A 9,700-nucleotide genomic window follows, 5' to 3' on the forward strand; every position below is an offset into this window, starting at 1 on the left:
GGTCTCCGCCAGCACCCGACGCACCCGGTCGGGCGGCAGCACCCGGGCGATCACGCCGAGGCTGATGCGGTCGCTGAGACGAACGCCGGCCGGCAGGCCGGCAGGAACACCGGCCATCGCTGCCGATCCCGCGTCACCAAGCCGGCAGGCTACACACCATGGCCAGTCAAAGTGAACAGCATTGGGGCTAGAGGCACTTGCCCGCCGCGCACCGGGCCAAGCTGCATTCGACCAATCCGATCGAGCGCCTCAACGGCGAATCAAACGCCGCACCGACGTGGTCGGCATCTGTCCCAACGAGGCTGCTGTGGTCCGGCTGATCGGCGCCATTCTCCTTGAGCAGTCCGACGAATGGGCCACCCAGCGGTCCCGCTACATGACCCAGGAAACCATCGGCGCCGTCAGCAACACTGCGCCCGTCAGCCTGTCCGCCGTGCCAGCCTGACCCGGCGGCCCAACCCGCCAAAGATCGCGCTCCTAAACCACGCGATGGGACACGACCCTCGGTGGCTGCGCAGGCGGCCAGGCGGGCCGGGCCGTTGGAATGCCGTGCACAGCCATGGGGCCCATCGGCCTAATCCATACCGGCATGGGCCTCTAGGATCATTCCGCGGTGCGATACGCCCGTCCGCGTCACGCCGTGCGGTAGGGAGACGGAGCCTCTTGCTGCAGCCGATCCAGCAGGCCGGTGTCGGGCCGGGACGGGCGCGATGACCGGTTCCGCCCTTGCGGGCGAGTTCTTCGCCGCATGGCTGTTCGGCTTCTCGGCGCTGATCAGCATCATCAACCCGCTCGGGGGCGCGCTGGTCTTCCACGGGATGACCCGCTGGCTAACCGAGCAAGACCGCGCGCGCCTGGCCCGCGCGATCGGGATCAACAGCTTCATCGTGCTGCTCGTGGCCCTGTTCCTGGGCACCCCCGTGCTGGGCTTCTTCGGCATCTCGCTCGAGGCGTTGAGGATCGCAGGCGGGCTGGCGGTGGCGGTGGCCGGCTGGCGCATGCTGAACGAGGAACCGGAAGACGCGCAGCGGCGCGACGCCCGCGCGCCCGCTGCGCTCGACACCGCGCCGCTCGAGCGCATGGCCTTCTTCCCGCTGACTTTGCCGCTGACCACCGGGCCGGGCGCGATCGCCGCCTCCATCGCGCTCGCGGCGGAACGGCGGACCACGGCGCTCGGGGAGTTGATGCTCAGCGCCATCGTCGCCACGCTGATCGCGGCCACCGTTGCGCTCTCCGTCTGGATCGCCTACGCCAACGCCGCGGCGGTGGCGCGACGGCTCGGTCCGACGGGCATGCTCATCGCCGCCAAGCTCGCTGCCTTCCTGCTGCTGTGCATCGGCGCACAGATCATGCTGACCGGCGTGACCGACGCCTTGCGTCCCATCCTCGCGCCGCCATGACGCGTCGCGCCAAGCTGCCCGCCGGCGCTTCGGCGCAGCGGCGATCCGCGCAGCACCACCGGACCCAAGCATCAGGAGGACACGAACCATGAGCAGCGCTGCCGATCTCGTCGATGTGGACTACGCCGTGGACCTGCTGGTCAGGTTGCTCGCCATCGACAGCGTGACCGGCCGGGAGGCCGAGATCGCCGCGGCCATCGTCGGCGAGTTGAAGAAGGTCGGCGTGCCGGCCGCCGCGATCCGCCATGACACGGCCAACCAGCGCATCCCGCTGCCGACCGAGGTTGGCAACCTGATCGTCGATCTGCCGGGAACGCGGCCGGGCCCGCGCCTGCTGTTCTCCACCCATCTCGACACGGTGCCGCTGTGCAAGGGCGCCAAGCCGCGGCGCGAAGGCGACCGCATCGTCTCCGACGGCACCACGGCGCTGGGCGGGGACAACGGCACGGGATGCGCCGTGCTCGTCGCCCTGGCGAAGAGCCTGATCCAGCACAAGCTGTCGCACCCGCCGATCACCCTGCTGTTCACCGTGCGGGAGGAGAGCGGGCTGCACGGTGCCCGTGAGCTCGACCCGAAGGACCTGGGCGGCGCGACCATGGGCTTCAACGTGGACAGCACGCACGCCGCCAAGCTGACCATCGGCGCCGTCGGCCAGACGAACTGGGAGGTGGCAATCAAGGGCAAGGCAGCCCATGCCGGCGTCGCACCGGAGCGAGGCATCTCCTCGACCCTGGTGGCATCGGTGGCGCTGACCGAGGCCTCCCGCGGCGGCTGGTTCGGCAAGGTGGTAAAGCCCGAGGGACGGGGCTCCAGCAACGTCGGCATCTTCGGCGGCAAGGACGGCAAGCCCGCCGGCGATGCCACCAACGTCGTCACCGACTACGTCCACATCCTGGGCGAGGCGCGCAGCACCGATGCGGCCTTCGCCGCCAGGATCGCGCAGGCCTTCGGCGAGGCCTTCGACAAGGCGCGGGCGGAAGTGACGGACGCCGAGGGCGCGACCGCAGAGGTGACGTTCCACGCCCGCGCCGCCTACCCGCCCTTCACGCTGGACGAAGCGGAGCCGGCCGTGCTGCGCGCCAGGAAGGCAGCGGAATCGATCGGCCTCGAGCCCGTCACCATGATCTCCCATGGCGGGCTCGATGCGAACTGGCTGGCCGGGCACGGTGTGCCGACCGTGACCTTCGGCGCGGGACAGGCCGAGATCCACACCGTCAACGAGTATGTGGACATCCCCGAATTCGCGTTGGGCTGCCGCCTCGCCGTGGCCATCGCGACGCTGAGCGCGTGATGATCAGAGCGGACCGCGGGAGGGCGTGAACGCCCGGACCTTTGGGTCCGCTCTCCCGACCGGCGCAGGTGCGGCGGTAGGGGGCGGAGGGTTTCTGGATGGGCGGTGCCCGTCATCGGCACGGCGCAGCGCCTGCGCCCACCATCCTCGGCCAGCCATCGACCGCGGATGTTGCGCCCTTCACGGCCGAACGCCTCGGCTGAACTCGCGCGCTACCCAGTCCCGTCAAGATCGCGAGATAGCCGGATCAGCTCCTGCGTATGCGGATGCGTCGCGTGTCCGGCGCGCAGCGTCGCCTCGTCCAGCTTCTCCACAATCTGGCCGTGCTGCATCACCGCAAGCCGCGTGCAGAGATGTGCGACGACCGCCAGGTTGTGGCTTACCAGGATGCAGGTCAGGTGGCGCGCAGCGCGGAGGTCGGCGAGCAGGTTCAGCACCTCCGCCTGCACCGTTGCGTCGAGCGCGCTGGTCGGCTCGTCCAGCAGCAGCACCGAGGGGCCGGCGATCAGCGCGCGCGCCACAGCCACGCGCTGGCGCTGGCCGCCCGAGAGCTGGTGCGGGAAGCGGAAGCGGACCGAGCGCGGCAGCGCCACCTCCTCCAGCGCGCGCGCGATCCGCTGGTCGGCATCGCCGATGCGGTGGACGATCAGCGGCTCCGACAGGATGCGGTCCACTGTCTGGCGCGGATGCAGCGAGCCGTAGGGATCCTGGAACACCATCTGCACCGTGCGGTGGAATACCGCATCGCGCCGATGCCCGAGCGGCCGGCCGCCCACAGACATGCTGCCGGTCCAGCCGGCGACCAGCCCCGCTAGCGCACGCAGCACGGTGGATTTGCCGGAGCCCGACTCGCCGACGAGGCCGAAGCTCTCGCCCTCCGCCACCGTGAGGGAGACGCCGCGCACCGCGTGCACTTTGCCGAAGCGGACATCCAGGTCGCGGACCTCGATCACTGCCCCTCCAGCCAAGCCGGGTCGCGTGCGAGCACCGGCAGGCGAGGCTGCGCGGCATCGAGCCGCGGCAGGCAGTTCAGCAGCCCCCGCGTGTAGGGATGGCGCGCGGCGTGGAGGTCGGCGGCGCGCAGCTCCTCCATCACGCGGCCGCCATACATCACCATGATCCGGTCGCAGAAACGCGAGACGAGCGGCAGGTCGTGGCTGATCAGCACCAGGCCCATGCCACGATCAGAGACGAGCCGATCGAGGAGGCGCAGGATCTCCGCCTGCACCGTGGCGTCCAGCGCGCTGGTTGGCTCGTCAGCGATCAACAGGTCCGGGCCGGGGGCGAGCATCATCGCGATCATCACGCGCTGGCCCATGCCGCCGGAGAGTTCGTGCGGATAGGCACCGAAGACGCGCGTGGGATCGCGAATCAGCACCTGGGCGAGCAGGTCGAGCGCCGCCTCCCGCGCTTCGCGCCGGCTGCCGCGATGATGGGCCCGCCAGGCCTCGGCGATTTGCTCGCCGGCGGGCATCACGGGATTGAGGGAGAACTTCGGGTCCTGCAGGATCAGGCCGATGCGCGCGCCGCGCAGCCGCCGCATCGCCTCCGGCCTCGCGGTGAGCAGATCGGTCCCGGCGACCCGCAGCGCCTCTGCCCGGATGCGCGCCGTGGGCGGAAGCAGTCGCATCAGCGCGCGGCCCGTGACGGACTTTCCCGACCCGCTCTCCCCCACGAGCCCCAGCTTCTCCCGCCCGAGTGTGAGCGACACGCCGCGCACTGCCGGCTGCCAGCCGTTGTTCCCGGGGAAGTCCACATGCAGGCCGCGGATCTCGGCGAGCGGTGTCATCGCTGCTTCGGGTCCAGCACGTCGCGCAGCCCGTCGCCGAGCAGGTTGAAGGCGAGGCTGGCGAGGAAGATCGCGATGCCCGGGACCAACGGCACCCACCACTGCTCCAGGATGAAGCGGCGCGAGGTGGCGATCATCGTCCCCCATTCCGGCAGCGGCGGCTGTGCCCCGAGGCCCAGGAAGCCGAGCCCCGCCGCGGTGAGGATGAAGGACGACATGTCGAGCGTGACGCGCACAACCAGGCTCGGCACCGCGACCGGCGCCACGTGACGCAACACGGTGCGCGCAGCGGAGGCACCGGTCAGCCGCACCGCGGCGATGAAGTCCGCATTGCGCACGCTAAGCGTTTCGGCGCGCGCGAGCCGTGCATAGGGGGGCCAGGCGGTGAGCGCGATGGCGATGACGGCGCTCTCGACGCCAGGCTTAAGCGCCGCGACAAAGGCCAGCGCCAGTACTAGCCGCGGGAAGGCAAGGAACACATCCGTCACGCGCATCAGCAGCCGATCCACCGTGCCCCCGGCATAGCCGGCCGCGCAGCCTACGATCAGTCCAAGTGGCGCGACGAGCAGCACCACCGAGACGACCATACCCAGCGTGATCCGCGAGCCGAAGACCAGGCGCGACCAAAGGTCGCGGCCAAGCTCGTCGGTGCCCAGCCAATGTGCGGCGGATGGCCGCGCGAGGCGTGCGTTCAGATCCTGTGCGCCGGGATCGTGCGTGGCGAGCCAGGGTGCCAGCAACGCCATCGCCAGCAGCAGCAGGACTACCGCGAGTCCCGCCATCGCAAGCCCGTTTCGGCGGAACGCCAGCCAGGCTTGGTAGCGCTGACCCCAGGCCGCCTGGCGCCGCGATTCCGGTGCGTCCGACAGCAGCCATTCGCGGGAGAAGGGCGCGCTCATCGCGTGCGCGGGTCCAGCAGGCGATAAAGCGCGTCCGCCAGCAGGTTGAACGCCACGTAGATCAGCCCGACCACCAGCGTGGCACCTAGCACCGCATTCATATCCGCGTTGAGCAGCGATGCGGTGAGGTACTGGCCAATACCCGGCCAGGCGAAGATCGTCTCCGTCAGCACCGCGCCCTCGAGCAGGCCGGCATAGGTCAGCGCGAGCACGGTGACGAGCGGCACGGCCGTGTTGCGGAAGGCGTGCCGCCAGACGATGCGCGCCTCCGTCAGGCCCTTGGCGCGCGCGGTGGTCACGTATTCGGATTGCAGCTCCGCCAGCATGAAGGCGCGCGTCATGCGCGCGATGTAGGCGACCGAGAAGGCGGCCAGCACGCCTGCCGGCTGCGCCAGATGCGCCAGGGCGTCGTACAGCGCCGGCCAGTCCCCCGCGAGCGCGGCATCCACCGTCAGCAGGCCGGTTCGTACATCCACCATGCCCTGGAAATAGACGCCTTGGCGGCCCGGCCCCGGCGCCACGCCGAGCCAGGCATAGAAGACCAGCAGCGAGGCGAGGCCGAGCACGAAAACCGGCAGGCTGTGGCCCGCGATGCAGATCACCCTCACGAGCTGGTCCAGCCAGCTGCCCTGCCGCACGGCCGCTGCCACGCCGAGCGGTACGCCGATCAGCGTCGCAAGCAGGATCGCCACCGTCGCGAGTTCGAAGGTGGCCGGCAGGAAGCGCGCAATGTCCTGTGTCACCAGGTTCGAGGTCATCACCGAGCGCCCGAGGTCGCCATCCGCGAGCTGGCCGAGGTAGCGCAGGAACTGCTCGGGCAGGGAGCGATCGAGGCCGAGCTCGACCCGCACGCGCTCCACCACCTCCTGCGGCGCCCGGTCGCCGACGATGGCGAGCACGGGATCGAGCGGCATGACGCGGCCGATCAGGAAGGTAACGAGAACCAGGCCGAACAGTGTGATCGGCACGCTCGCCGCGGTGGCCGCAAGGGCGCGCAGCCGCCCCGTCATCGCGCGGCCCGGGGCACCGCGTCCGCCTCAGCCGCCCTGCTGTCTTGCGTCAAGCTGCTGCACCGTGCCGAGGCTCGGCGGCGTTGCCCGGCGCAGCCGCTGGCCTTCCCGTTCCACCGCCCGCATCACGCGAATGAAGTTGCCGCCGGCGAGGTCCGCCAGGTGATCCTCCGACCAGCCGCGCCGGATCAGCTCGGCGAAGAGATGCGGGAAGCGGCTGACGTCCATTAACCCGATCGGCTTGGTCGGCACGCCGAAATAGTCCGACCCGATGCCGACGCGCCGCGTGCCAATGCGGCTTGCGAGATACTCCACGTGATCCGCGACCTGCTCGAGCGTAGCCTGAGGGCGCGGGCCGTGGTCCTTCTCCCAAGCTTCGATCGCCTGCAGCCAGCCGCCGCCGGTGCTGCGCAGATGCGCCTCCCGTAGCGGCTTCATCCAGGCGCGCACTTCCTCGCTGGTGAAGTCCGGCACGAAGGTAGCCATCACGATGCCCTCGGTGCCCTTCAAGCGGTCCAGCACGTCGTCGGGCACGTTGCGCGGGTGCGCGCAGAGCGTGAAGGCGTTCGAATGGGAGAACACGACCGGGGCCGTCGAGGTATCCAGTACGTCGTGCATCACCTTCGGCGCGACATGCGCACAGTCCACCATCATGCCGAGCCGGTTCAGCTCCCGCACCACCGCATGGCCGAAGGGCGCGAGGCCGTTGCTGCGCGGTGCGTCCGTGGCGCTGTCTACCCAGTCCAGCGTGCCGTTGTGGCAGAGTGTCAGCAGCCGCACGCCCGCGGCGTGCCAGACGCGCAGCGGCGAAAGGCTGTTCTCCAGCCCGACTCCGCCCTCCACCGCGATGATGGAGGCGATTTTGCCAGCCCGGTACGCGCGCGCGATGTCGGACGCCTTGCGGGCAGGGAAGAAAACATCCGGATGTGCGTCCTCGACGCGGAGGATGGTGTTGATCTGCTCCAGTGTCGCACGCGCCGGGTTGGGCAGGTCGGTGGGCACATAGGCTGCCCAGACCTGCGCGCCGACGCGGCCTTCACGCAGCCGCGGGATATCGGTGTCGCTCTCCGGGTGCACGCGCGTCAGGTCATAGCGCAGCACGTCGCCGCGCGCTTCGGCATCGAGCCTGATCACCCAGGCGAGATCGTTGTGGCCATCCACCAGCGGCACCCGCTCGAGAAGGGCGATGGCGCGCTTCAGAGGATCGTGCCTGCGGGATGCTGCCTTCGCCATGCTGCGCGCTACCCCTCGGGCCGCGGTGGCCCTCGGAGGCATGGTCACATGCCGTGCATCATCCTGCAAGATATGCAACCTGCTTGCGGTGATGAGCGGCGCCCTGCAATGTTCACTCAACGCGCCCGGATCGTGGCGCGGCAGCCGCGCCGGGCCGAGCCACGCCCCTTGGGGCCTTGAGGAAGGTAAAGCGATGACCCTGACACGTCGCAGCCTAGTTGCCGCCCCGCTTGCCCTTCCGGCCTTCCATGCGGGGCCAGCCCATGCGCAGACGCCGCGCGACGTCGTCGTGATGGCGCGCCACATCGGCGACATCATCAGCCTCGACCCGGCCGAGGCCTACGAGTTCTCGAGCAACGAGGTCTGCACCAACTGCTACCGCAAGCTGGTGCGGCCCGATGGCGCCACCGTCCGCGGCGACCTGGCCGAGCGATGGGACATCACGCCGGACGCGAAGCGCTTCACCTTCCACCTGCGCGCCGGACAGAGCTTCGCCGGCGGCGCGGCCGTCACCGCGGAGGACGCGGCCTTCTCGCTGCAACGCGCGGTGACGCTCGGCAAGGCGTCGAGCTTCATCCTGACACAGTTCGGCTTCAACAAGGATAATGTCCGCCAGCTGATTCGGGCCGTGGACGAGCGGACGGTGGTGGTCGAGCTGCCGGAGGCGCGCGCGACCAGCTTCGTGCTCTACTGCCTCTCCGCCAATGTCGCGAGCGTCGTCGAGAAGGCACGCGTCATGGCCAATGAGCGCGACGGCGACATGGGTAACCAGTGGCTCAAGACGAACAGCGCCGGGGCGGGGCCCTACCGGATCGCGGGCTACAACGCGAACGAGCAGGTCACGCTGATGGCCAACCCGAACTATGCCTCGCCCGTGCCGGTCCGGCGGATCCTCATCCGCCACGTGCCCGACAGCTCCGTCCAGTTCCTGATGCTGCAGCGGGGCGATGCCGACATCGCACGCGACCTCGATGCCGACCGGCTTCGTGCGCTGCGCAGCGACGCCAACTATACGCTGGTTTCGTCCGGCCAGGGCACGCAGATGTACGTGGCGATGAACACCTCCGTGCCGGAGTTCTCGAAGCCGCAGGTGCACGAGGCGGTGAAGTGGGCGATCGACTACGACGGCATCGCGGCGAACGTCACGCCCGGTACCTGGAGCGTGCACCAGGCCTTCCTGCCGGCGGGCATGCCTGGCGCGATCACCGAACGGCCCTACACGCGGGACATCCCGCGCGCGCGGCGCCTGCTGGCTGAAGCCGGCTATCCCGACGGCTTTTCCATCGAGCTCGACCACTATGGCAGCCCGCCCTTCTTCGATGTCGCCCAGGCGCTGCAGCGCAACTTGGCGGAGATCGGCATCCGTGCCTCCCTGCTCTCCGCCGATCCACGCCAGGTGCTGACCAAGTCGCGCAACCGCACGACGAAGATGGTCCTGCTGCGCTGGAGCACGGATTACTTCGACCCGAACTCCAACGCGCAGTACTTCTGCGAGAACGACGACAACTCCGAGAACAACCGCCTGCGCGTGATGGCCTGGCGGCTGCACTGGATCGACCAGCGCCTGACGGAGAGCGCGCGCGCGGCGGTGCGGGAGCACGATCCGGCGAAGCGGCTCGCGATCTACGAGCAGATGCAACGCGAGCACCTGCAGCGCGCGCCCGTGGCATTCATGCTGCAGCGGAACGAGATCGCGGTGCTGCGGCGCAACGTGAGCGGGCTGCAACTGGGCCTCACTGCAGACTACACGCGCTACGAAGGCCTCCGAAAGGGCTGATGAGGCGGCCCGGCGAGCCCTCCGGCTATGCTTGCTGGCGGCGCGGGGCGCGCGCCGCGCTTCCGTCTCTGGATAGTGCCAGAGGTGGTTCGGGGATGGGCGGCGATTATTACTATTTCGGTTTGCCAGAGCTTTGCGGTGCGAATGCGCGCGGCTCGGACTCGTCCGCATGGCCGTGAGCCCAATGGGCTCTCAACCTCATCCTGAACCGCCCCGGGTTTGTCGGAGGCCCCACGGATTGAGAGGATGGGGTCATGACGAAGAAGACATCGAACCGGTTTTCGCCTGAGGTCCGGCAGCG

The 9,700-nt window shown here is 69.5% G+C and carries 8 protein-coding genes and 1 pseudogene; 4 read left to right on the forward strand and 5 right to left on the reverse strand.

The window, feature by feature from the left end:
* Positions 1-200: 200 nt before the first annotated feature.
* The 3 genes and pseudogenes from ACESM1_RS29665 to ACESM1_RS29675 form a co-directional block, all read left to right on the forward strand.
* Positions 201-445 (forward strand): annotated as a pseudogene (locus tag ACESM1_RS29665) (transposase); the annotation flags it as partial.
* 265 nt (positions 446-710) lie between these two features.
* Positions 711-1,400, forward strand: coding sequence for a MarC family protein (locus ACESM1_RS29670; RefSeq protein ID WP_372624892.1), 690 nt, complete (start codon positions 711-713; stop codon positions 1,398-1,400).
* Between the two features lie 88 nt (positions 1,401-1,488).
* The gene (locus ACESM1_RS29675) at positions 1,489-2,691 is read left to right on the forward strand and encodes a M20/M25/M40 family metallo-hydrolase (protein WP_372624894.1); all 1,203 of its coding nucleotides are present in this window, start codon (positions 1,489-1,491) and stop codon (positions 2,689-2,691) included.
* Positions 2,692-2,903: 212 nt separating this feature from the next.
* On the opposite strand, the gene ACESM1_RS29680 is transcribed toward ACESM1_RS29675, so the two are convergent.
* The 5 genes from ACESM1_RS29680 to ACESM1_RS29700 are packed head-to-tail and all read right to left on the reverse strand — an operon-like array spanning position 2,904 to position 7,622.
* A complete protein-coding gene (locus ACESM1_RS29680) occupies positions 2,904-3,644 on the reverse strand; it encodes an ABC transporter ATP-binding protein (protein ID WP_372624897.1) in 741 nt (246 codons plus the stop codon).
* Positions 3,641-4,480, reverse strand: coding sequence for an ABC transporter ATP-binding protein (locus tag ACESM1_RS29685; RefSeq protein WP_372624899.1), 840 nt, complete (start codon positions 4,478-4,480; stop codon positions 3,641-3,643). The genes ACESM1_RS29680 and ACESM1_RS29685 overlap by 4 nt, the downstream gene beginning before the upstream one ends.
* Positions 4,477-5,379 (reverse strand): ABC transporter permease, encoded by a 903-nt coding sequence (locus ACESM1_RS29690; protein WP_372624901.1) that lies wholly within the window; start codon positions 5,377-5,379, stop codon positions 4,477-4,479. The genes ACESM1_RS29685 and ACESM1_RS29690 overlap by 4 nt, the downstream gene beginning before the upstream one ends.
* The gene (locus tag ACESM1_RS29695) at positions 5,376-6,389 is read right to left on the reverse strand and encodes an ABC transporter permease (RefSeq protein ID WP_372624903.1); all 1,014 of its coding nucleotides are present in this window, start codon (positions 6,387-6,389) and stop codon (positions 5,376-5,378) included. Before ACESM1_RS29695 ends, ACESM1_RS29690 begins: the two co-directional genes overlap by 4 nt.
* Positions 6,390-6,416: 27 nt before the next feature.
* Positions 6,417-7,622 carry a dipeptidase gene (locus ACESM1_RS29700; RefSeq protein WP_372624905.1) on the reverse strand — a complete coding sequence of 402 codons (1,206 nt, stop codon included), beginning with the start codon at positions 7,620-7,622 and terminating at the stop codon, positions 6,417-6,419.
* Positions 7,623-7,815: 193 nt separating this feature from the next.
* Between ACESM1_RS29700 and ACESM1_RS29705 the strand changes: the two genes are divergently transcribed.
* On the forward strand, positions 7,816-9,399 hold the full coding sequence (locus ACESM1_RS29705; protein ID WP_372624907.1) for an ABC transporter substrate-binding protein: 1,584 nt from the start codon (positions 7,816-7,818) through the stop codon (positions 9,397-9,399).
* Positions 9,400-9,700: the final 301 nt, after the last annotated feature.

Origin of the sequence: Falsiroseomonas sp. (assembly GCF_041690465.1) — a bacterium.
Lineage (GTDB): Bacteria > Pseudomonadota > Alphaproteobacteria > Acetobacterales > Acetobacteraceae > Falsiroseomonas.